This window comes from Actinocatenispora sera (genome assembly GCF_018324685.1).
GTDB lineage: Bacteria > Actinomycetota > Actinomycetes > Mycobacteriales > Micromonosporaceae > Actinocatenispora > Actinocatenispora sera.
The window spans coordinates 5,396,883-5,417,595 of the sequence record NZ_AP023354.1 but is presented as its reverse complement, the minus strand read 5'-3'; the positions used below and the strand labels follow the sequence as shown (position 1 = coordinate 5,417,595).

Genomic DNA, 20,713 nt, shown 5'->3' with positions numbered 1-20,713 from the left:
ACCGACAGCGAGGAGCACCGCACCGTCATGGCCGAGTACGCGATCCTGCTGTTGCCGTCGCTGAACCGGGTGTACTCGCAGACCGCGGTGACGCTGACCCGGCGGGAGCTGGCGGTGTTCGATGCGACGGTGCTGGGCGGCAAGCTCGCGGACGTCGCCGAGACCGAGATCGCCGGCGTGCCGTACGTGACGTTCACCGCCGAGGCGCTGACCGACACCGACCTGGCCCACCTGGCGAACCTGTCCTCGCGGTACGCGATGTTCGAGCGGGTCGGTGGGCTGCTGCGGCCGGTGACCGCGACCCCGCTGGACCTGTTCGGCTCGGATCTGCTCACCATCCTCAAGTATCCGGGGAAGACGAACGAGCAGTTCACCAAGCTGCTGCTGAACGTCACGGCGCTGTCCACCGACCGGCCGGGCGACCTGCTGGCCCGCAAGCTGCGGGTGCTCGACCCGATGTGTGGCCGCGGCACCACGCTCAACCAGGCCCTGATGTACGGGCTGTCGGTCGCCGGTGTGGACATCGACAGCAAGGACATCGACGCGTACGCGGCGTTTCTGAAGACGTGGCTGCGCGCGGCACGGATCAAGCACAAGGCGCAGTGGGCGCCGATCCGGCGCAACCGGTCGGTACTGGCTCGCCGGTTCGACGTCGAGCTGGCGGCGACCAAGGAGCAGTACCGGGCCGGCGAGACGATCGAGCTGACCGCCATCATCGGCGACACCGTCCACATCGGACAGTTCTTCCGGCACCGGTCGTTCGACGTGCTGGTCGCGGACGCGCCGTACGGCGTGGCGCACGGCAGCCACGGGCGCAGCGTGTCGCGCAGCCCGGTGGAGCTGATCGCCGCGTCGGCGCCGAGTTGGGCGCAGCTGCTGCGGCCGGGCGGCGCGTTCGGGCTGTCGTTCAACACCCACGTGTCCCGCCGGGCCGACCTCGCCGCGATCCTCACCGATGCCGGGCTCACGGTGCTGGACGGTCCCGCGTACCAGGGGTTCGAGCACCGGGTGGACCAGGCGATCGTGCGCGACCTGCTGGTCGCCCGCCGGGAGAGCGAGCCGGTGCCGGCACGCGTGCGGCCCGGCACCGAACCGGGCCGGCCGGACGTCGGGGCGGAGCCGGCGTCCGGAGACACCGGTGGCGTCCCGGGACCGGTGGACTGAGCGGCGATCCCGCCGCACCGGCCGCGCCGCGCTCGGTGCCGCCCGCTACCGTGAGCACGTGTATACCGGTACCGCGCTGTTCGACGTCCTGCTGCCCGACGACAGCAACTCGCTGAAGGCCAAGCGGGCGTACGTGCGGCCCGTCGTCGCCGCGCTGCGCAAGCTCGACGTGGCGGTCGCCGAGGTCGGCGACCAGGAACTGCACCGGCGCAGCCAGCTTGGTGTCGCCGCGGTCTCCGGCGACAGCGGGCACCTCACCGAGGTGCTGGACGCGTGCGAGCGGTTGGTCGCCGGCCGGCCCGAGCTGGAGCTGCTGTCGGTGCGCCGCCGCCGGTACGGCGCCGACGACTGACCGACCGCGGCTCCCCGGTGCCGTGCGCAGCACCGGGTGAGCGCGCGCGGCTCGGTCGGGCCCGGCTACCGGTGGCGTCAGGCGGGTGCCCCGGCGCGCAGCGGCCCGCCGGTCGGCTGTTCCTCGGGTTCGTCCGGGAGCCGGCGTAGCCGCCGCACCGGGCTGGGCAGCACGAACAGCACGCCGGCCAGGGCGCCCACGGTGGCGATCCACAGCGCCGGGCGCAACCCGAGCGCGGCGCCGAGCGCCCCGCCCAGCAGCGATCCGATCGGTCGCACCCCGTAGTTGACCGACTGGAACGCGCCGGAGACCCGCGCCCGCAACCGGGCCGGCACGATCGCCGCGGTGATCGAACCGAACGCGATGTCGAGCATCATCACGCCGAGCCCGGCGCCGAACTCCGAGCCGAACACCAGCAGCAGCGCGGTCGGCCCGGGCCGGTCCGCCAGCGGCACCAGGATCAGCGGGGCGGGAAACAGCACCATCCCGAGCAGCGCTGCCGGCCCGATCCCGATCAGCCGGCCGAGCCGCGGGGTCAGGAACGCGCCGAGCAGGCTGCCGACCGCCCCGGCGCCGAGCACCAGCCCGAGCGTGCCGGGGGAGATGCCCAGCGCGGTGGTGGCGTACAGCGTGAACAGCGCGGCGAAGGCGAAGTTGAACAGGTTCATCACCGCGGTACCGGTGAGCGTGGCGCGGATCGTGGCGGACCGGCGCAGGTAGCTCAGCCCGCCCACCAGGCCGGCCAGCCCGGCGCGTTCGGTGGGCGGCTCGGGCGTCCGGATCCCGCGCAGCAGCACCGCCGAGGCGAGGAACGACACCGCGTCGGCGAGCAGTCCCAGCGGCGCCCCCACCGCCTGCACCAGCAGGCCGCCCAGGCTCGGCCCGGCCAGGTACGACGCGGCCCGGCTGCCGTGGATCAGCGAGTTGGCCGCGACGAACCGCTCCCGCGGCACGACCGCGACGAACATGCTCGCGTCGGCCACGTCGAACAGCACCGACAGCGTGCCGGTCCCGAAGGCCACCAGGTACAGCTGGGTCAGGCTCAGCGTGCCGAACACGGCGGCGACCGGCACCGTGGCGAGCAGCGCCGCGCGCAGCAGGTCGGCGAGCACCATGGTGCGGCGCCGCCGCCCGTACCGGTCGCTCGCGGCGCCGGCGAGCAGCGAGAACAGCAGGGCCGGCAGGGTCCCCGCCGCGGTCAGCAACCCCATCTGGGCGGGGCCGGCGTGCAGCACGAGCACCGCCGCGAGCGGCAGCGCGAGGGTGCGGATCTGGTCGCCGAGCAGGGAGACGGTGTGGCTGCCCCACAGCCGGCGGAAGTCTGGCGCGCGCAGCATGCGCAGCGTGTCGGCCCGCGCCATGTCAGCGGCCGAGGGGGAGGGCGACGTCGAGGTACATCACCCGGCGGGCACCGGCCGGCCGCAGCGACTCGTCGTCGGTGCGCGGCAGGTACGGCGCGAACAGCGCGGTGGTCCGTTCGGCGAGGTCGGCCATCTCGGCGGCGGTCAGGTACACGTCCTGGTCGCCGAACGGCGCCTGGCGCCACTCGTCCGGTTCCGCGTCGCGGCGGCCGATCCAGTTCAGCATCGCCGCCAGATAGCGCTCCGCGATCACCGCGGACAGCGCGTCGGTGGCGGCCCGTACCTCCAGGCTGTCCGGGCGGCTCGGCCACGTGGTGGCGCGGGCGGTGGCCTGCCACGGCCGCTGCCGGCCGGTGCCGCCGGCGGCCTCCTCGACCAGGCCGTACTTGGCGAGCTGGCGCAGGTGGAACGAGCAGCTGGCGGACGACTCGTCGAGCAGCTGGCCGGCACGGGTGGCGGTGAGCGGCCCTTCCCGGCGGAGCAGGCCGAGCAGGGCGAGGCGCAGCGGGTGGGCGAGGGCGCGGAGGGCGCGCGGGTCGGTCAGCTCCACGATGGGCTTCGACATGCATGCCACCATATCTTTGGAAAGCTAGCTTTGGAAAGAGTACTTGGCATCGAATGGGCGACGGGCCCCTGCGGTCGTTCGGCGCATCCCCAGTACTGTCGAAGGGTTCGAAACGAGAGCTGGAGGAATCATGTCGGACCCCGCCCGGGTGCGCCGGTACGCCGAACGGATCAAGGAGCTGGTCGCGTCCGCGTTGCGCAAGCAGGTCAAGGACCCGCGGCTGGGCATGGTGACGATCACCGACGTCCGGCTCACCAACGACCTGCACGACGCCACGCTGTTCTACACGGTGCTGGGTGACCCGACCGAGCAGGCCGCCACCACCGCCGCCCTGGCCAGCGCGAACGGGCTGCTGCGCAGCATCGTGGGCAAGCGGCTGGGCCTGCGGTTCGCGCCGACGCTGACGTTCGTGGTCGACGAGGTGCCGGAGCAGGCCGACCACATCGAGCAGCTGCTCGCCGCCGCCCGCGCCGCCGACGCCGAGGTGCAACGGCAGGCGGTCGACGCGCAGTACGCCGGCGATGCCCAGCCGTACAAGGTGGACGAGGACGACGAGGACGAGACCGGCGACGAGGCCGAGGAGCCGGTCGCCGACGAGCCGGATCGTGACCTCTCGCACGCCCGGCCCGGCGGACCCGCGTGACGCCACCCGCCCCGATCGCCGAGGCGGACTGGGCGGCGGCGCTCGACCGGCTCCGGTCGGCCCGCTCGATCCTGCTCACCTGCCACCTGAACCCGGACGGCGACGCGCTGGGCAGCATGCTGGGCGCCGGCCTCGGCCTGGCCCAGCTGGGGCTACCGGTGCAGGCGAGCTTCCCCAGCCCGTTCGAGCTGACCGGCGTGCTGGCCGAGCTGCCCGGCCGCGAGCTGCTGGTACCGCCGGGCGAGGCGCCGCGCGCACCCGACCTGCTGGTGTCGTTCGACGCGAGCAGCGTCGAACGGCTCGGTGACCTCGCCGACCGGCTGGGTACCGCGGGGCACACGCTGGTGTTCGACCACCACGCGTCGAACCCCGGCTTCGGCGAGTTGAACCTGGTCGACCCGTCCGCCGCCGCCACCGCGGTCCTGGTCGACGAGCTGCTGCGCCGGCTCGGCGTCCGGTTGACCGCGCCGATCGCGGAGTGCCTGTACGTCGCGCTGTCCACCGATACCGGCTCGTTCGCGTTCGCCGCCACCACCCAGGCGGTGCACGAGCTGGCCGGCCGGCTCGTGGCCACCGGCATCCCGCACGCCGAGCTGAGCCGCAAGCTGTACCACACGCGTCCGTTCGGCGCGCTGCGGCTGCTCGCCGACGTGCTCGGTCGGGCGCGCCTGGACCCGGGCGCCGCCTCCGGCGCGGGCCTGGTGTCCAGTCACGCCACCCTCGACGACCTGGCCCGGCACGGCCAGCCGCCGCAGGTGCTGGAGACGCTGATCGGCGACCTGCGTACCGCGCAGGAGGCCGAGGTCGCCTGCCTCGCCAAGCAGGCCGCCGCCGAGGAGTGGGTGGTGTCGCTGCGCAGCAAGGGCGCGGTGGACGTGAGCCGGGTGGCGGTGGCGCTCGGCGGTGGCGGGCACCGGTTCGCGGCCGGCTTCACCGGCCACGGCAGCGTCGACGAGGTGCTCGCCTCGGTCACCGCCGCGCTTGCCGACTGCCCGCTGGATCGCTGAGCGGCCGGCGGTCCGGCGTTTCGTCCGTTGTGAGCGACGGATCGCGGCAACGGGCTGTCCCGCCGCCGGTCGGCGGATGAGAATCGGAAGACGTGGATCAACAGTCTCCGGCCGCGGCCGAGTCCGCGCCGCCGCGCTGGTACGCGCCCGCCCGTGTGGTCGGCTTCGTCGGCGCCTCGCTCGCCGTCGGTGCGTTCCCGTCGTTCTCGCTGCGCTCGACCATCACCATGATCGGGATCGGTGGCGCGTTCTTCTGGCTCGGCGTCACCCGCCGGCTGACCCGCCATCCGGCCGTCCGGAAGGTCGCCCGGCAGGCGCTGTGGTGGCTGGTACCGGTGCTGGTCTTCGCCACCTTCGAGCTGGTCAGCTTCGCGCTCGGGTCGACGCCGGCGCATCCGACGCTGTCCGCGCTGGCGGACCCGGTGCTGCAGCACTACTGGGCGCGGGCGGCGGTGTTCCTGGGCTGGATCACCGGGTACTGGGCGCTGGTGAAGCGATGAGCGAGCGTGCGCGCGTGGAGGAACGGCGATGAGCGAGCGTGAGCGAGTGAGTCATGGGGATCGCGCGTCGTCGTGCCTGATCGGCGTTCCGACGAAGGAGGAACGGCGATGAGCGCTACGCGTATCGCGACGCTCGTCGCGTACGGGCTGGCCCTGGTGTCGATCGTGGCGCTGGAGGTGGCCGGCCGCCGCGAGGGTTCCCGGGTACCGACGCTCGCCCAGCTGTGCGGCTTCGTCATGCGGTACCGGGTGGGCCGGGTCCCGCTCGGCCGGGTGGCGCTGCTCGGCTTCTGGTGGTGGGTCGGCTTCCACTTCTTCGCCCGCTGAGGTCGTTGGCGGCACCCCGGTACCGCCGGCTGCGCTGGATGACGCCACGATCACAGTCCGCATGGTGGGAAGTCGGGTGCATCCACTGGAACGAACGTTAACTTGGGTCGGGACGCGCGCGGCAACGCAGCGCGTTCAACGGTTCACCCGGAGCCGACGCGGATCCGTCGGCTCCAGCCGTGCCGAGCGCCTCGCTCGTAGCCGTGGCGGCGTCTTCGCGCCGCGGTCGCGGGTCGAGGAGCGTCCGTCCGGCCGACGCGCGGGTCACCCCCGCCGTGGTCCGACGGTGCGACCCGACGGCGATGTCGGGCCTCGACAGCACGGCCCGACATCCGATGCCGGGCCCCACAGCCGATCCGACAGCCGGCCGCCATGCGGCCGGGGGTGAGGGGAACTGCCATGCCGACCACCACCGTTCAGCCACCGGCCAAGCCGGCCGCGACCGACCCGGAGCGCACCCGCCAGCAGGAGCGCGACGAGCAACGCCGGGAGGCGCAGCGCGCGTTGCAGCGCTCGCTGGAGAGCCGCTGGTAGCCTGCGCCGGGTGCGGATCCGTGTCCTCGGCAGCTGCGGCGCCTGGCCCGAACCGGGCCGCGCTTGCACCGGTTTTCTGATCAGTGACGCGGGCCGGCATCTCGTCGTCGACCTCGGGTACGGCACCGCGCCGCGGTTGTTCGCCGCGCTGCCGGCCGACCGGCTCGACGCGGTCGTGCTCACGCACGCCCACCCGGACCACATGCTCGACGTGCACGCGCTGCTGCGGGCCCGGCACTACGGCTTCCGCGGCGCCGGCCTGCCCCGGCTGCCGGTGTACGCACCGGCCGGTCTCGCCGAGGTGCTCGCGCCGCTGGAGGGGGCGGACGGCGCGGAGCTGCTGGCGGCGGCGTTCGACTGGCACGAGTACCGGCCGGGTAGCTCGATCGACCTCGACCCGGTGCGGATCGAGCTGGTCGCCCTGCCGCACTACGTGCCGAACGCGGGGGTCCGGGTCACCGGGCCGGGCGGCGTGTTCGCCTACACCGGCGACACCGGGCCGGATCCGGCCGTGGCCCGGCTGGGTGCCGGCGCCGACCTGTTCGCGGTCGACGCCACGTTCCAGGACCGTCCGGTCAGCACGGTGATACCCGACCAGCGGTTCAACCTGTCGGCCCGGGAGGCGGCCGGGTTCGCCGCCCAGGCCGGTGCCCGGCGGCTGCTGCTGACCCACTTCTGGCCCGGCGCGGACCGGAGCCGGGCCGCGGCGGAGGCGGCCGAGCACTTCTCCGGGCCGATCCTGGTCGCGGACGAGGACCAGGTCATCGAGCTGACCGGCCCCGATATGTAAGCAGTGGGTGCGGCTTTCGCTGATTACCGCGCCGTGTCATGATGACGGCGTGACATCGACCGTACGGGCCGAGGTGGCCTCCGGACGCCGGATCGCCGCGCTGGCCCTGCCGGCGCTGGTCGTGCTCGCCGCCGAGCCGCTGTACGTGCTGGTCGACACCGCCGTGGTCGGCCACCTCGGCGCGGTCCCGCTGGCCGGCCTGGCACTGGGCGGCAACATCCTGTCCGCCGCGGCCATCCTCGGCAACTTCCTCGCCTACGGCACCACCGGCCGGGCGGCCCGCCGGTACGGTGCGGGCGACCGGACCGGCGCGGTCGTCGAGGGCGTCCAGGCCAGCTGGCTCGCGCTGGCCGGTGGGCTGGCGTTCGTGCTGGTCGCCCAGTTGCTCGCCGAGCCGGTGGCGCACGCCCTCGCCGGCGGCGGCGCCGGCGGGGCGCAGATCGCGGCCGGCGCCGAGCGCTGGCTGCGCATCGCCGCCTTCGGTGCGCCCGGGATCCTGCTCGCGCTGGCCGGCAACGGCTGGATGCGCGGCGTGCAGGCGACCCGCCGTCCGGTGGTGTTCGTGCTGACCGCGAACCTGCTGTCCGCGGTCCTGGCACCGGTACTCGTCTACCCGGCCGGGCTCGGCCTGGTCGGCTCCGCGATCGCGAACGTCACCGCCCAGACGATCTCGGCGATCCTGTTCGTCGCCGCCCTGCTGGCCGAGCGGGTCGACCTGCGGCCCCGCCCGGCGCTGCTGCGCGCCCAGCTGTCGGTCGGCCGCGACCTGGTCCTGCGGACCCTGTCGATGCAGCTGTGCTTCACCTCGGCGGCCGCGGTCGCCGCCCGGTTCGGCGCCGCCGCCCTGGGCGCCCACCAGATCGCGCTGCAGCTGTGGAACTTCTGCTCGCTGCTGCTGGACTCGGTCGCGGTCGCCGCACAGTCGCTGATCGGCGCGGACCTGGGCGCCGGCCGCCCGGTGCAGGCGCGGCTGACCGCCCGGCGGATCGGCATCGCCGGTGCGGTCTGTGGCGCCGGCCTGGCTCTTTTGGTCGGGCTGGGCGCACCGGTACTGCCCGGGGTGTTCAGCGCCGATCCGGCCGTGCACCGGCAGGCGATGCTCGCCTGGCCATGGTTCGTCGGGCTGCTGCCGCTGGCCGGCGTCGTGTTCGCCCTGGACGGGGTGCTGATCGGCGCCGGCGATGTGGGCTTCCTGCGCAACCTGACGCTGATCTCCACGCTGGCCGGATTCCTGCCGGCGATCTGGCTGGCGTACGTGCTGCGGCTCGGGCTGGGCGGCGTCTGGGCCGGGCTGGGCGTCTTCATCGCGCTGCGGCTGGTGCTCGCCGTCGGCCGCACCGTCCGCGGCCGCTGGGCGGTACCGGGCTCCGGCTGATCAGCGGCAGCTGTTCTGGATCTTCATCGTGTGCTTCGGGTCGTACAGCGCGGCGCCGTCGGCGATCCCGGCGCCCGGGCTGGCGGACGGGTCGATGGCCGGGTGCGGCTTGAGGAAGCCGGCATCCGCGGCGGCGCAGTCCATGTCGTACAGGTACTCGTGGTACTCCCGGACCCACAGGCCGCGGTGCGCGGCGGTGCGGTGCGCCCCGGTCAGGTACCAGAAGACCAGCCTGTCGTGCACCACGACCGGGTCGCTCGCCTGCCGGAACGCGTAGGCCCAGACGACGTTGCTGGTGACGGTCAGGTACCGGGTGCCGCGCTCGCGCGTGATCGACACCTTCAGCGCGCCCTTCACCCGGGCCTGCCGGTCGCTCAGCCGGGCACCGTCGGCGACCCGCAGTCCGAGGTTGCCCTGCAGCACCGCGCGGTGTGCATGGTGCCGGTCCTCCGCTACCAGCGAGGCGAGCAGCGCCGAGTCGTCGTGGTCGACGAGCATCCGGTGGTCCAGATGCCCGCGGATCAGCGTGGTCCGTACCGCGTCGAGCGCCGTGCGTACGGTCGACGCCGAGTAGCCGCCGACGGCGTGCGGCGTCGGCAGCGTGATGCCGGCCGCGCCGGACCGGTAGTCGTACGCGGGGGTGCCCACGAACGGGTCGGTGACCGGCTTCGGCGGGGTCGTCTGGTGGGCGGCGAACCGGTCGGTGAGGCGGCCCGGGTGCCGCCACAGGTAGCCGCCGGCGAGCACCGCGGCGACCGCGAGCAGCGCGGTGACCGCGACGACGCCGGGGGAGCGCGGCGCCACGACGAAGCGGAACGGGGCGAGCAGGGCGCGGCCGAGTCGGCGCCGCCGGTTCGCGCGTACGGCGCGGCGTTCCGCTCGCTTCCACCAGTCGTTCGGTTCGGACACGGCTGCTCTCTTCGTTCCGGTGCGGGCGGCGACAGGTGATTGTCGCGATCACGCTCGCTGCCCCGGATCGTCCGTCCGGCCAGCGCGGGCCGGCCGAAGGTACGAACCGAGACCCGCGAGCCGACCGGCGGTCCGAGCCGGCGACACCCGCGAGCCGACCGACGGGGCACCCGCGAGCCGACCGACGGTCGGGGCCGCACGTTCGTTCCGGGCGATGAATCCGTTACAACGGATTTGCTTCAGATGTGGCATTTATAGGAAAAGTGGGCTCTAATGAGGCGGCAGTTAGCTACCCGACATGGAGGGCACATGAAAGTTCCTGCCGTCGTCAGACGTGTTCCCCGCAGGTTCCGGGCGCTGGCCACCGCGGCCGGGATGCTCGTCGCCGCGAGCGCGGCGCTCCTCGGCGCCGCCCCCGCGCAGGCGGCGCCGGCCGGCCTGCCCGGCATCGACGTGTCGCACTACCAGGGCAGCATCAACTGGAGCTCGGTCAAGGGCTCCGGGATCCGGTTCGCCTACATCAAGGCCACCGAGGGAACGTCGGTGATCGACTCGGCGTTCTCGGCGAACTACACGGGCGCGTACAACGCCGGCGTGATCCGCGGTGCGTACCACTTCGCCCGGCCCGGCAGCTCCTCCGGCGCCGCGCAGGCCAACTACTTCGCCGCGCACGGGGGGGCCTGGTCGGCCGACAACCTCACCCTGCCCGGCGCGCTGGACCTGGAAGTGTCCGGCTGCGACGGGCTCTCCGCGTCCGCCATGGTCAGCTGGATCAAGGACTTCACCACCACCTACCGGGCGGACACCGGGCGCGACGCGGTGCTCTACACGACCGCGTCCTGGTGGTCCAGCTGTACCGGTGGCAGCACCGCGTTCGGCTCGTCCAACCCGATGTGGGTGGCGCACTGGGGCGTCAGCAGCCCGAGCATGCCGGCTGGTTGGGGCACGTACACGTTCTGGCAGTACGCCGACAACGGCTCGGTGCCGGGCATCTCGGGTGCGGTGGACACCGACGTGTTCAACGGCTCGGCCGACCGGCTGCTCGCGCTGGCCAACAACACGCCCTGACGAGGGGCTCCGCGGCGGTGGGCGACGCGGTGCCGGTGTCTCCCTCCGCCGCATCACGGCAACTGCGGGTAGTCGGGCAATTACCCGCGTTTGCCTACTTTCCCGGCTGGATATTGATTGCCTTGACGAATGCAGCGGAAAACCCTGCCGGTGCGGCGCCCAGCCTCCGGGCAGCACCAGGCACGAGGAGGTCGATGACGAACATGGCCGAAGCGCAGGCTACGAAGCCGCCGGTGGACCCGGGCACGGTCCGCAAGGCGGTGCTGGCGTCCGCGATGGGCAACGCCACCGAGTGGTACGACTACGGCGTCTTCACCTCCGGCATCATCGCCGCGACGATCGGTACCGTCTTCTTCCCCGGTGGCGGCGGCGGTACCGCCGTACTCAAGTCGCTCGCGCTGGTCGCCGTCGGCTTCATCGTCCGTCCGTTCGGCGGCGCCTTCTTCGGCCCGCTCGGCGACAAGCTCGGCCGCAAGCGGGTGCTGTCGATCACGATCCTGCTGATGTCCGGCTGCACGTTCCTGGTCGGCTGCCTGCCCACCTACTCCGGCGCGTACAGCATCGGCATCGCGGCGCCGATCCTGGTCCTGCTGCTACGGCTGATCCAGGGCTTCTCCACCGGCGGTGAGTACGGCGGGGCGGCGACGTTCATCGCCGAGTACGCGCCGACCAAACGCCGCGGCTTCTTCGGCAGCTTCCTGGAGGCCGGCACGCTGGCCGGCTACATCCTCGGCAACATCGTGGTGCTCGCGGTGACGCTGGGCTTCACCACACCGCAGATCCATGCCTGGGCGTGGCGGATCCCGTTCTTCATCGCCCTCCCGCTCGGCCTGGTCGGGCTGTACCTGCGGACCAAGCTGGAGGACACGCCGGAGTTCCAGCGGCTGGAGGAGTCCGGTCAGAAGGCGGAGAAGGCGCCGATCCGGGAGACGCTGGCGCGCAACTGGCGGATGATCCTCAACCTGGTCGGCATCGTCATCCTGCTCAACGTCGCCGACTACATGCTGCTGACCACGATGCCCAGCTACTTCACCGACACGCTCAAGATCAGCGACACCACCTCGGTGCTGATCATCATCGTGGTCGAGGCGATCCAGATCGCCCTGATCGGCCCGCTGGGCGCGCTGTCGGACCGGGTCGGCCGCAAGCCGCTGCTGCTGACCGCGGCGATCGGGTTCATCCTGCTGAGCTGGCCGAGCCTGAAGCTGATGCAGAGCGGCAGCACGGTACTGCTGTTCGTCGGCTTCCTGATCGTGGCGCTGCTGTTGCTGCTGATGCTCGCGGTCATCGGCTCGACGTTCCCGGCGATGTTCCCGACCCGGGTGCGGTACGGCTCGTTCGCCATCGGCTACAACGTCTCGACCGCCCTGTTCGGTGGTACCACCGGGGTCGTGGTCACCGCGTTGATCCACGCCACCGGCAACGACGACTGGCCGGCGTACTACCTGATGGCGGCCGCGGTGATCGCGCTGGTGCCGATCATCCGGATCCCGGAGACGGCCCGGGTCCCGATGGCCGCGATCGACGAGAGCGGGGTCGGGCAGAAGCTCGAACCGCTGCCCCGTTGACGCGACGCGGCGCCCGACCGGTCAGGTCGGGCGCCGCGGTTGCTCGGTCCGGGCCGGCTGCCCGGCGGGCCGGCGCGCTCGGCGCCGGCGCTGCATCAGAGCTCGTGGTCGTGCCGGTTGGCGGCGACCGTCCGGGGAGCGAAGTGGCGCCGCGACCACATCGCCAACGCACCCGCCACCAACACCGCTGCTACGGCTTCCACCAGCAATGCGGTCAACACCATGGCTTCCTCCTCGAATGCTCGGGCCGGCCCCTTCTTCGACGGGGCTCTCGGCTTTCGCGAGGCCAACGGCCTCACTTGGAGTATCGCCCGGAAAGCAGCGAATATTCCGGCACGCGCCCCGGTCCGGCGGGTGACGTGCCGCACCGTCGAAACCGCACCGCCGGCCGGCTTCCCAGGGGTCCGGACGAAGCCTCTAAGCTGCCTGGTCGTGGACAGGGCCGGGTTCGTGGTGGTGGACAAGCCGGCGGGGATGACCTCGCACGACGTGGTGGCGCGGCTGCGCCGGCTGGCCGGTACCCGCCGGGTCGGGCACGCCGGCACGCTGGACCCGATGGCCACCGGCGTGCTGGTACTCGCGATCGGCCGGGCCACCCGGCTGCTGACCTACCTGACCGGCGCGGACAAGGAGTACCACGCGACGATCCGGCTCGGCGCGAGCACCGTCACCGACGACGCCGAGGGCGAGCCGACCGGCGGCACGAGCGCCGATGCGGTCACCGAGGCGCAGGTACGCAAGGGGCTCGCCGCCCAGACCGGCGCGATCCAGCAGGTGCCCAGCGCGGTCAGCGCCATCAAGATCAACGGCCAGCGGGCGTACAAGCGGGTCCGGGACGGCGACGAGGTGTCGCTGCCGCCCCGCCCGGTCACCGTGTACCGGCTGGAGGTCGACGCGCTGCGCCGGGTGCCCGGCGGGCTGCTCGACGTGGACGTGCGGGTCGCCTGCTCGTCCGGTACCTACATCCGGGCCATCGCCCGCGACCTGGGCGCCGGGCTGGGCGTCGGCGGGCACCTCACCGCGTTGCGCCGGACCCGGGTGGCCGACTTCACCCTGGCCGAGGCGGTCACGCTGGACGCGCTGCTCGACGGCGCCGACCCGGTACCGCTGTCGCCGGCCGCCGCGGCGGCCCGGATCCTGCCCGGCCGTACGGTCGACGCCGACGCGGCGCGGGTGCTGGGGCACGGCGGCTCGCTGCCCGGCGAGGAGCGCACCGGCCCGTACGCGGTGTACGGACCGGACGGGACGCTGCTCGCGGTGGCGGCGGAGCGGGACGGCCGTGCCCGGCCGCAGATCGTGCTGGCCCCGGCCGACGCGACGCCGTGACCCGGCGCCGGCCGCACCCGATGCGGCGGGATCGCCGTTGAGTACGGTGGATACCGGTCGGTAACGCCGACCATCGACGAAGGGGAGGGCGGCGTGCAGCGCTGGCGAGGGGTGGATGCGGCACCGAACGGCTGGGGTCGTTCGGTGGTCACCATCGGCGTGTTCGACGGGGTGCATCGCGGCCACCAGGCGATCATCGAACACACCGTCGCGCTGGCCACCAAGCTCGGCGTGGCCAGTGTGGTGATCAGCTTCGACCCGCACCCGTCCGAGGTGGTCCGGCCGGGCAGCCATCCGGCGGTGCTGACCGACCCGGAACGCAAGGCGGAGCTGATCGAACGGCTCGGCGCGGACGTGTTCTGCCTGCTGCCGTTCACCGTCGAGTTCAGCAAGCTGTCGCCGGAGACGTTCGTGCACGACGTGCTGGTCGAGCACCTGCACGCGCAGGCGGTCGTGGTGGGGGAGAACTTCCGGTTCGGGCACAAGGCCGCCGGCACCGTGGCGCTGCTCGGCGAGCTGGGCCGCAAGTTCGGCTTCACGGTCGAGGGCGCCCCGCTGATCGCCGAGGACGACACGGTCTTCTCCTCGACCTACATCCGGTCCTGCATCGACGCTGGTGACGTCGGCGCGGCCGCGGCGGCGCTCGGCCGGCCGCACCGGCTCGGCGGGGTGGTGGTCCGCGGCGACCGTCGCGGCCGGCTGCTCGGGTTCCCCACCGCGAACCTGCTCACCCCGGCGAAGGCGGCGGTGCCGGCCGACGGGGTGTACGCGGGTTGGCTGATGCGCGACGGCGCGACCGACCGGCTGCCGGCCGCGATCAGCATCGGTACCAACCCGCAGTTCTCCGGCAAGGACCGCCGGGTCGAGGCGTACGTGCTCGACTTCGACGGCGATCTGTACGGCGACCGGGTGGAGCTGGACTTCATCGCCAGGTTGCGTCCGATACGCCGGTTCGACCAGGTCGAGCTGCTGGTGGCGCAGATCGAGTCGGACGTGCGGGAGTGTCGCCGGGTGCTCGGTCTGCCCCGGTCGCTCTGAGCGGCCCGTCGGGTGGGGCTGCGGCGGGCGCGGGCCGCCTGACTGGTACCGTGGGATCGCACACCGTGTCAGCGGTGGTGACCCGCATGCCTGCACGGCGCCGTGGGTGCGGGGCCGGTTTCGCGGCGCGGACGACAGTTCGCCCCGACCGGACACACGAAGGCGACAACGACAAGGGAGAACATGGCGCTCGACGTCGAGACCCGTCAGCAGATCATCACCGACTACGCCACCGAGGAGGGCGACACCGGCTCGCCCGAGGTGCAGGTGGCGCTGCTGACCCGGCGGATCCAGGATCTGACCGAACACCTCAAGACCCACAAGCACGACCACCACAGCCGGCGTGGTCTGCTGCAGCTGGTCGGCCGTCGCCGCAAGCTGCTGAAGTACCTGACCCGCAAGGACATCAACCGCTACCGGGCGCTCATCGAGCGGCTCGGCCTGCGGCGTTGACGTGACGGGCGGGGACGCCACCGACGCCGGTGGCGTCCCCGCCCGGTTCTTGGTGCCGCCGCCGCTGCCTGCGGCCCGGCCGGCGCGAAGGACCCGATGCGGTCGGCAGAGTGCCGCCGCATCCCCGGCAGGCATCCGCCGACCGTGACCGGCGGGGAGCTTCGCACCGGTCCTCGGTAGTGGCCCTCGGCGCGTCGCCGAATCCGAAACGGCGACGACCGGGTGCTTCGATCGAAGACCGGACGCGCAGTGGCTCCGCACGTCGTCTGGTGGCAGACCGGCCTGTCGGGAAGCCCGACATGCAAGGAGCATCCGCACCATGACAGAAACCACCGGGTACGAACCCGAGGTCGTCAACCTGGGCACGCACTCCGCCCAGGCCGTGATCGACAACGGTGACTTCGGCACCCGTACCATCACGTTCTCCACCGGGCGGCTCGCCCAGCAGGCGGCCGGCTCGGCGCTGGCGCAGCTCGGCGACACCGTCGTGCTGTCCGCCACCACCGCCGGCAAGCACCCGAAGGAGCAGTTCGACTTCTTCCCGCTGACGGTCGACGTCGAGGAGAAGATGTACGCGGTGGGCCGGATCCCCGGCTCGTTCTTCCGCCGCGAGGGCCGGCCCAGCGAGGACGCGATCCTCACCTGCCGGCTGATCGACCGCCCGCTGCGGCCCAGCTTCGTCAAGGGGCTGCGCAACGAGGTCCAGGTCGTCGAGACGGTGCTCGCGCTGGACCCGCAGCACGCGTACGACGTGGTCGCGATCAACGCGGCCTCGATGTCCACCCAGCTGTCCGGGCTGCCGTTCTCCGGCCCGATCGGCGCGACCCGGGTCGCGCACGTGGACGGCCAGTGGGTGGCGTTCCCGACCCAGGAGGAGCGCGAGCGCGCCACCTTCGACATGGTCATCGCCGGGCGGCTGCTCGACGACGGCGACGTCGCGGTGATGATGGTCGAGGCCGAGGGCACCCCGGCGACCGTCGACCTGGTCCGGGGCGGCGCGGTCGCGCCGACCGAGGAGATCGTCGCGCAGGGACTGGAGGCGGCGAAGCCGCACCTGGCCGAGCTGTGCCGGGCCCAGCAGCGGCTGGCCGACGCGGCCGGCAAGGCGACCATCGAGTTCCCGGTCTTCCTCGACTACGAGCAGGACGTCTACGACGCGGTCGAGCAGGCGATCTCCGGCGAGCTGGCCGAGGCGCTGAAGATCGGCGCCAAGCAGGAGCGCGAGAGCGAGCTGGACCGGGTCAAGGAGCTCGCTTACGAGCGTGTCGGGGCCGACTTCGAGGGCCGCGAGAAGGAGATCGGCGCCTCGGTCAAGGCGGTCACCAAGAAGCTGGTCCGGCAGCGCATCCTGCGCGACCAGGTCCGCATCGACGGCCGCGGCCCGCGCGACATCCGGCCGCTGAGCGCCGAGACGCACATCCTGCCGCGAGTGCACGGTTCCGCGCTGTTCGAGCGCGGCGAGACCCAGATCATGGGTGTCACCACGCTGAACATGCTGCGGATGGAGCAGACCCTGGACACCCTGGCGCCGGAGAAGTCCAAGCGCTACATGCACAACTACAACTTCCCGCCGTACTCGACCGGTGAGACCGGCCGGGTGGGTTCGCCCAAGCGGCGCGAGATCGGCCACGGCCGGCTCGCCGAGCGGGCGCTGGTGCCGGTGCTGCCCAAGCGGGAGGACTTCCCGTACGCGATCCGGCAGGTCTCCGAGGCGCTCGGGTCCAACGGTTCGACCTCGATGGGCTCGGTCTGCGCGTCGACCATGAGCCTGATGTCGGCCGGCGTGCCGATCGCCGCGCCGGTGGCGGGCATCGCGATGGGCCTGGTGAGCGACACCGTCGACGGCAAGACCGAATACCTGGCCATCACCGACATCCTCGGCGCCGAGGACGCGTTCGGCGACATGGACTTCAAGGTCGCCGGGACCAGCGAGTTCGTCACCGCGCTGCAGCTGGACACCAAGCTCGACGGCATCCCGTCGGAGGTGCTGGCGCAGGCGCTGCAGCAGGCCCGCGAGGCCCGCGCGACGATCCTGGAGGTCATGGGCGCGGCGATCGCGCAGCCGGCCGAGATGAGCGACTACGCGCCGCGGGTGACCACGGTGAAGGTCCCGGTCGACAAGATCGGCATGGTGATCGGGCCGAAGGGCCAGACCATCAACGCGATCCAGGACGAGACCGGCGCCGAGCTGTCCATTGAGGACGACGGCACGATCTACATCGGCGCCTCGGACGGTCCGTCCGCGGCCGCCGCGGTGGAGCGGGTCAACGCGATCGCGAACCCGACACTGCCGAAGAAGGGCGACCGGTTCCTCGGGACCGTCGTCAAGACCGCGGCGTTCGGTGCGTTCATCTCGCTGGTACCGGGCCGCGACGGGTTGCTGCACATCTCCAAGCTCGGTGGCAACAAGCGCGTCGAGCGGGTCGAGGACTACCTGAACGTCGGGGACAAGGTCGAGGTCGAGATCGTCGACGTCGACAACCGCGGCAAGGTCTACCTCGACCTGGTCAAGCCGGAGGAGGAGCAGGCCGAGCAGGCGGCGGAGCCCGCCGCCGAGGCGGCCCCGGCGGAGGACGGCGAGGGCGACGGCGAGCACAAGGCCGGCGAGTCCCGCGACGGCGGCGAGCGTCGCCGTCGGCGCAGCCGGCACCACTGATTCTCGGTTGGCACCGCGGCGAGGCGTCGGGATCCCGGTCACCGGGCCCCGACGCCTCGGCGCATCCGGACGTACCGGTCGGCAACGATGCCGCCCCAGGGCGCGGCGGACTCCCGCGCGGCTGCGGCGACTCTCGCCCCGGCCGGGGTTCACAACACGCCCTAGGAACGTGAGGAACGCGTGAGCGAACGAGCCAAGACCCGGACCCTGGTCGCCGACCCGCTGAGCGGTGCGGTGCGCCGTACCGTGCTGCCCGGCGGGCTGCGGGTGATCACCGAGGCGGTGCCGGCGATGCGCAGCGCCGCGGTCGGCGTCTGGGTCGGGGTCGGCTCCCGGGACGAGTCGCCGCGCCAGGCCGGCGCCTCGCACTTCCTGGAACACCTGCTGTTCAAGGGCACCAAGCGGCGCTCGGCGCTGGACATCTCGGCCGAGATCGAGGCGGTCGGTGGCGAGACCAACGCGTTCACCACCAAGGAGTACACCTGCTACTACGCGCGGGTGCTCGACGACGACCTGCCGCTGGCGCTGGACGTGCTGGGTGACCTGATCACCTCGTCGGTGCTCGCCGCGGCCGACGTGGAGACCGAACGGGGCGTGATCCTGGAGGAGATCGCCATGACCGACGACGAGCCGGGCGACGTGGTGCACGACCGGTTCGCCGAGGCGGTGTTCGGTGACAAGCCGCTGGGGCGGCTGGTGTCCGGCACCACCGAGTCGGTGTCGGCCATGTCCCGCCGGCAGATCCTCGACTTCTACCACCGGCGCTACCGGGCCGACCAGATCGTCGTCGCGGTCGCCGGCAACCTGGAACACCGCGCCGTGCTCAGGTCGGTACGGGCGGCCTTCGGGCCGCTGATCGGCACCGGGCACGAGGTCGCGCAGCGCCGCGCCGGTGCCGCGCCGCCGCTGCGCCGGTCTCGTACCGTCGTCGACGCGCGGGACACCGAGCAGGCGCACCTGGTCCTCGGCTCCCAGGCCTACTCGCGCGCCGACCAGCGGCGGTTCGCGCTCGGCGTGCTCAACGCCGCGCTGGGCGGCGGCATGTCCAGCCGGCTGTTCCAGGAGGTACGGGAGAAGCGCGGGCTGGCCTACTCGGTGTACTCGTTCGGCAGCCACTTCGCCGACACCGGCCTGTTCGGCGTGTACGCCGGCTGCGCACCGGGCAAGGCCGACGAGGTGCTGTCGCTGGTCTCCACCGAACTGTCCAAGGTGGCCGCGGACGGCCTGACCGCCGAGGAGGTGTCCCGCGGCAAGGGCATGGTGAAGGGCTCGCTGGTGCTCGGCCTGGAGGACACCGGATCCCGGATGACCCGGCTGGGCAAGGGTGAGCTGCTCTACCGCGACCTGCTCAGCGTCGACGAGCTGCTCACCCGCATCGACCAGGTCACCCCGGACGAGGTCGCCGCGGTCGCGGCGGACCTGATGGCCCGGCCGATGTCGCTCGCGGTGGTCGGCCCGTTCGCCGGGCACGACTTCGAGACCCCGCTCGGCTGGACCTGACGCCCGGCTGCCACGAGAAGGAGGAACGTCGATGAGCGAGACGGGCAACGGCCGGCCGGTCCCGGTCGGCGTGCTGGGCGCCGCCGGCCGGATGGGCAGCGAGGTCTGCCGTGCCGTCGAGGCGGCCGACGACCTGGAGCTGGTGGCGACGGTCGGGTCCGGCGACCCGATCGACGCGGTGGCCGACGCGGGTGCCCGGGTGGTCGTCGACTTCACCACCCCGCAGGCGGTGCTGGACAACGTGCGCTGGTGCATCGACCGGGGCATCCATGCCGTGGTCGGTACCTCCGGGCTGGACGCGGACCGACTCGACCGGGTGCGGCAGTGGCTCGCCGGGCACCCCGAGGTCGGCGTGTTCGTCGCGCCGAACTTCGCGCTCGGCGCCGTGCTGATGATGGAGTTCGCCGAACGGGCGGCGCGGTTCTTCGCCTCCGCGGAGGTGGTGGAGCTGCACCACCCGAACAAGCTGGACGCGCCGAGCGGGACCGCGGTGCGTACCGCCGAGCTGATCGGCGCGGCGCGCGAGCGCGCTGGCCTGGGGCCGGTACCGGACGCGACCGACACGGCGCTGCCGGGCGCCCGCGGGGCCGAGGTGGCCGGGGTGCACGTGCACTCGGTGCGCTCGGCCGGCCTGGTGGCGCACCAGGAGGTGCTGTTCGGCGCGCCCGGGGAGACCCTGACCGTGCGGCACGACTCGTACGACCGGGCGTCGTTCATGCCCGGCGTGCTGATGGCGGTGCGGGCGGTACCGGATCGGCCCGGCCTGACCGTCGGCCTCGGCTCGCTGCTCGACGCCTAGGGTCTGTTCGGAGTCCCGCGTGCCGGCGATGCCGGCGCGGCGGTCAGCCGGAGTCGGCGGCCGAGCCGTCGGGGTCGGGGTCGAGAGCCACGTGCAGGCGGCGCTGCCGGACCAGGGTGCCGTCCATGTCCAGCGCCCGGACCGCGCCGTCGTCCTGCCAGCCGGCCGAACCCAGCAGGGCCCGGCTCGCGGCGTCCCGGTCGAACAGCCAGGCGACGGCCCGCTCGGCGCCGTCGTCGCGCCACAGGTCGACCGCCGCGGCGAGCAGCCGGCTGCCGTGGCCGCGCCGGCCCCAGCGCGGCTCGACCAGCAGGTCGGTGATGGCAGCGGTACCGCTCGGCAGCGCGTCGGCCGGCTCGTCCGGCGCGGCGGCCGTCTCGTCGGCCGGTCCGATCGCGGCGAAGCCGACCAGGTTCGCCTCGCCGCCCTGCTCGATCGCGACGAGCACCCGGTGGCGTGTCGACGGGGGCTCGGTGATCGCGGCGAGCCAGCGGGCGGCGAGCGCCTCGCCGTCGAGTTCGTCGAGGATGCGGGCCGGGACGATGCGCGCGTACGCGGCGCGCCAGGTGGCCAGCTGCAGCCGGGCGATCTCCGCGGCCTCGGCCACACGAGCGGTACGAACGTAACCCAGCGCCATGCCACCCACCCTAGGACCCGCCGCCGGTACGCCCGGAGCCCGGGGCGGGTTGGCGCGTCCGGCGGTTCGGGCCGGCGCCCCGGCCGTACGCTGATGCCGTCCCGGCGAGACGGGTCCGGGCGGGTCGGCGTGGGCGAAGCG

22 protein-coding genes are annotated in these 20,713 nt (G+C 73.0%); 17 read left to right on the top strand and 5 right to left on the bottom strand.

The genetic code is table 11. From position 1 onward, the window contains the following. Positions 1-27 precede the first annotated feature (27 nt). A complete protein-coding gene (locus Asera_RS25505; RefSeq protein WP_157034815.1) occupies positions 28-1,164 on the top strand; it encodes a TRM11 family SAM-dependent methyltransferase in 1,137 nt (378 codons plus the stop codon). A gap of 58 nt (positions 1,165-1,222) precedes the next feature. Beyond that, positions 1,223-1,516: a DUF503 domain-containing protein gene (locus tag Asera_RS25500; protein ID WP_030446407.1), complete on the top strand. Its 294-nt coding sequence runs from the start codon at positions 1,223-1,225 to the stop codon at positions 1,514-1,516. 77 nt (positions 1,517-1,593) lie between these two features. Here the strand turns inward: Asera_RS25500 and Asera_RS25495 are convergent, their stop codons facing one another. Further along, positions 1,594-2,877 (bottom strand): MFS transporter, encoded by a 1,284-nt coding sequence (locus Asera_RS25495; protein WP_051802260.1) that lies wholly within the window; start codon positions 2,875-2,877, stop codon positions 1,594-1,596. A gap of 1 nt (position 2,878) precedes the next feature. After that, positions 2,879-3,442, bottom strand: coding sequence for a helix-turn-helix domain-containing protein (locus Asera_RS25490; protein WP_051802259.1), 564 nt, complete (start codon positions 3,440-3,442; stop codon positions 2,879-2,881). A gap of 130 nt (positions 3,443-3,572) precedes the next feature. On the opposite strand from Asera_RS25490, the gene rbfA reads away from it, so the two are divergent. The 7 genes from rbfA to Asera_RS25460 all read left to right on the top strand — a co-directional run bounded on the left by rbfA (position 3,573) and on the right by Asera_RS25460 (position 8,618). Beyond that, entirely contained in the window at positions 3,573-4,085 is a 513-nt protein-coding gene (gene rbfA / locus Asera_RS25485; RefSeq protein WP_051802258.1) for a 30S ribosome-binding factor RbfA, read from the top strand. Further along, positions 4,082-5,092 carry a DHH family phosphoesterase gene (locus Asera_RS25480; protein WP_030446403.1) on the top strand — a complete coding sequence of 337 codons (1,011 nt, stop codon included), beginning with the start codon at positions 4,082-4,084 and terminating at the stop codon, positions 5,090-5,092. The genes rbfA and Asera_RS25480 overlap by 4 nt, the downstream gene beginning before the upstream one ends. 92 nt (positions 5,093-5,184) lie before the next feature. Next, positions 5,185-5,592 carry a hypothetical protein gene (locus tag Asera_RS25475; RefSeq protein ID WP_030446402.1) on the top strand — a complete coding sequence of 136 codons (408 nt, stop codon included), beginning with the start codon at positions 5,185-5,187 and terminating at the stop codon, positions 5,590-5,592. 108 nt (positions 5,593-5,700) lie between these two features. Beyond that, positions 5,701-5,919, top strand: a complete 219-nt coding sequence (locus Asera_RS25470) for a DUF6186 family protein (protein WP_030446401.1) — start codon at positions 5,701-5,703, stop codon at positions 5,917-5,919. Positions 5,920-6,318: 399 nt separating this feature from the next. After that, on the top strand, positions 6,319-6,453 hold the full coding sequence (locus tag Asera_RS33675; RefSeq protein ID WP_280529745.1) for a hypothetical protein: 135 nt from the start codon (positions 6,319-6,321) through the stop codon (positions 6,451-6,453). 10 nt (positions 6,454-6,463) lie between these two features. Then, positions 6,464-7,243 carry an MBL fold metallo-hydrolase gene (locus Asera_RS25465; protein WP_030446400.1) on the top strand — a complete coding sequence of 260 codons (780 nt, stop codon included), beginning with the start codon at positions 6,464-6,466 and terminating at the stop codon, positions 7,241-7,243. A 49-nt stretch (positions 7,244-7,292) separates the two neighbouring features. Beyond that, a complete protein-coding gene (locus Asera_RS25460; RefSeq protein ID WP_030446399.1) occupies positions 7,293-8,618 on the top strand; it encodes an MATE family efflux transporter in 1,326 nt (441 codons plus the stop codon). On the opposite strand, the gene Asera_RS25455 is transcribed toward Asera_RS25460, so the two are convergent. Further along, on the bottom strand, positions 8,619-9,527 hold the full coding sequence (locus tag Asera_RS25455) for a hypothetical protein (protein ID WP_030446398.1): 909 nt from the start codon (positions 9,525-9,527) through the stop codon (positions 8,619-8,621). It abuts the gene before it with no gap. A gap of 309 nt (positions 9,528-9,836) precedes the next feature. Here Asera_RS25455 and Asera_RS25450 point away from each other — a divergent pair, with 309 nt between their 5' ends. After that, positions 9,837-10,595, top strand: coding sequence for a GH25 family lysozyme (locus tag Asera_RS25450; RefSeq protein ID WP_030446397.1), 759 nt, complete (start codon positions 9,837-9,839; stop codon positions 10,593-10,595). Between the two features lie 194 nt (positions 10,596-10,789). Continuing rightward, positions 10,790-12,163 (top strand): MFS transporter, encoded by a 1,374-nt coding sequence (locus tag Asera_RS25445; protein WP_211255584.1) that lies wholly within the window; start codon positions 10,790-10,792, stop codon positions 12,161-12,163. A gap of 95 nt (positions 12,164-12,258) precedes the next feature. Here Asera_RS25445 and Asera_RS33670 read toward each other — a convergent pair whose 3' ends face one another. Next, a complete protein-coding gene (locus Asera_RS33670) occupies positions 12,259-12,387 on the bottom strand; it encodes a hypothetical protein (protein ID WP_280529744.1) in 129 nt (42 codons plus the stop codon). A gap of 208 nt (positions 12,388-12,595) precedes the next feature. On the opposite strand from Asera_RS33670, the gene truB reads away from it, so the two are divergent. The 6 genes from truB to dapB all read left to right on the top strand — a co-directional run bounded on the left by truB (position 12,596) and on the right by dapB (position 19,935). After that, a complete protein-coding gene (truB, locus tag Asera_RS25440; protein ID WP_280529743.1) occupies positions 12,596-13,489 on the top strand; it encodes a tRNA pseudouridine(55) synthase TruB in 894 nt (297 codons plus the stop codon). A 93-nt stretch (positions 13,490-13,582) separates the two neighbouring features. Continuing rightward, positions 13,583-14,527 (top strand): bifunctional riboflavin kinase/FAD synthetase, encoded by a 945-nt coding sequence (locus Asera_RS25435; protein ID WP_030446394.1) that lies wholly within the window; start codon positions 13,583-13,585, stop codon positions 14,525-14,527. A gap of 183 nt (positions 14,528-14,710) precedes the next feature. Next, a complete protein-coding gene (rpsO, locus tag Asera_RS25430; RefSeq protein ID WP_030446393.1) occupies positions 14,711-14,980 on the top strand; it encodes a 30S ribosomal protein S15 in 270 nt (89 codons plus the stop codon). 319 nt (positions 14,981-15,299) lie between these two features. Then, positions 15,300-17,636 carry a polyribonucleotide nucleotidyltransferase gene (locus tag Asera_RS25425; RefSeq protein WP_030446392.1) on the top strand — a complete coding sequence of 779 codons (2,337 nt, stop codon included), beginning with the start codon at positions 15,300-15,302 and terminating at the stop codon, positions 17,634-17,636. A 180-nt stretch (positions 17,637-17,816) separates the two neighbouring features. Further along, the gene (locus Asera_RS25420; RefSeq protein WP_030446391.1) at positions 17,817-19,136 is read left to right on the top strand and encodes a M16 family metallopeptidase; all 1,320 of its coding nucleotides are present in this window, start codon (positions 17,817-17,819) and stop codon (positions 19,134-19,136) included. A gap of 31 nt (positions 19,137-19,167) precedes the next feature. Beyond that, positions 19,168-19,935: a 4-hydroxy-tetrahydrodipicolinate reductase gene (gene dapB / locus Asera_RS25415; RefSeq protein WP_030446390.1), complete on the top strand. Its 768-nt coding sequence runs from the start codon at positions 19,168-19,170 to the stop codon at positions 19,933-19,935. A 43-nt stretch (positions 19,936-19,978) separates the two neighbouring features. Here the strand turns inward: dapB and Asera_RS25410 are convergent, their stop codons facing one another. Further along, positions 19,979-20,572 carry a GNAT family N-acetyltransferase gene (locus Asera_RS25410; protein ID WP_030446389.1) on the bottom strand — a complete coding sequence of 198 codons (594 nt, stop codon included), beginning with the start codon at positions 20,570-20,572 and terminating at the stop codon, positions 19,979-19,981. Positions 20,573-20,713 lie beyond the last annotated feature (141 nt).

Excerpts from the sequence above, each read along its gene's own strand:
- Asera_RS25505 (WP_157034815.1), top strand. The coding sequence starts at position 28 with ATGGCCGAGTACGCGATCCTGCTGTTGCCGTCGCTGAACCGGGTGTAC.
- Asera_RS25495 (WP_051802260.1), bottom strand. The coding sequence starts at position 2,877 with ATGGCGCGGGCCGACACGCTGCGCATGCTGCGCGCGCCAGACTTCCGC.
- Asera_RS25490 (WP_051802259.1), bottom strand. The coding sequence starts at position 3,442 with ATGTCGAAGCCCATCGTGGAGCTGACCGACCCGCGCGCCCTCCGCGCC.
- rbfA (WP_051802258.1), top strand. The coding sequence starts at position 3,573 with ATGTCGGACCCCGCCCGGGTGCGCCGGTACGCCGAACGGATCAAGGAG.
- Asera_RS25470 (WP_030446401.1), top strand. The coding sequence starts at position 5,701 with ATGAGCGCTACGCGTATCGCGACGCTCGTCGCGTACGGGCTGGCCCTG.
- Asera_RS33675 (WP_280529745.1), top strand. The coding sequence starts at position 6,319 with ATGCCGACCACCACCGTTCAGCCACCGGCCAAGCCGGCCGCGACCGAC.
- Asera_RS25450 (WP_030446397.1), top strand. The coding sequence starts at position 9,837 with ATGAAAGTTCCTGCCGTCGTCAGACGTGTTCCCCGCAGGTTCCGGGCG.
- Asera_RS25445 (WP_211255584.1), top strand. The coding sequence starts at position 10,790 with ATGACGAACATGGCCGAAGCGCAGGCTACGAAGCCGCCGGTGGACCCG.
- Asera_RS33670 (WP_280529744.1), bottom strand. The coding sequence starts at position 12,387 with ATGGTGTTGACCGCATTGCTGGTGGAAGCCGTAGCAGCGGTGTTGGTG.
- rpsO (WP_030446393.1), top strand. The coding sequence starts at position 14,711 with ATGGCGCTCGACGTCGAGACCCGTCAGCAGATCATCACCGACTACGCC.
- Asera_RS25425 (WP_030446392.1), top strand. The coding sequence starts at position 15,300 with ATGACAGAAACCACCGGGTACGAACCCGAGGTCGTCAACCTGGGCACG.
- dapB (WP_030446390.1), top strand. The coding sequence starts at position 19,168 with ATGAGCGAGACGGGCAACGGCCGGCCGGTCCCGGTCGGCGTGCTGGGC.
- Asera_RS25410 (WP_030446389.1), bottom strand. The coding sequence starts at position 20,572 with ATGGCGCTGGGTTACGTTCGTACCGCTCGTGTGGCCGAGGCCGCGGAG.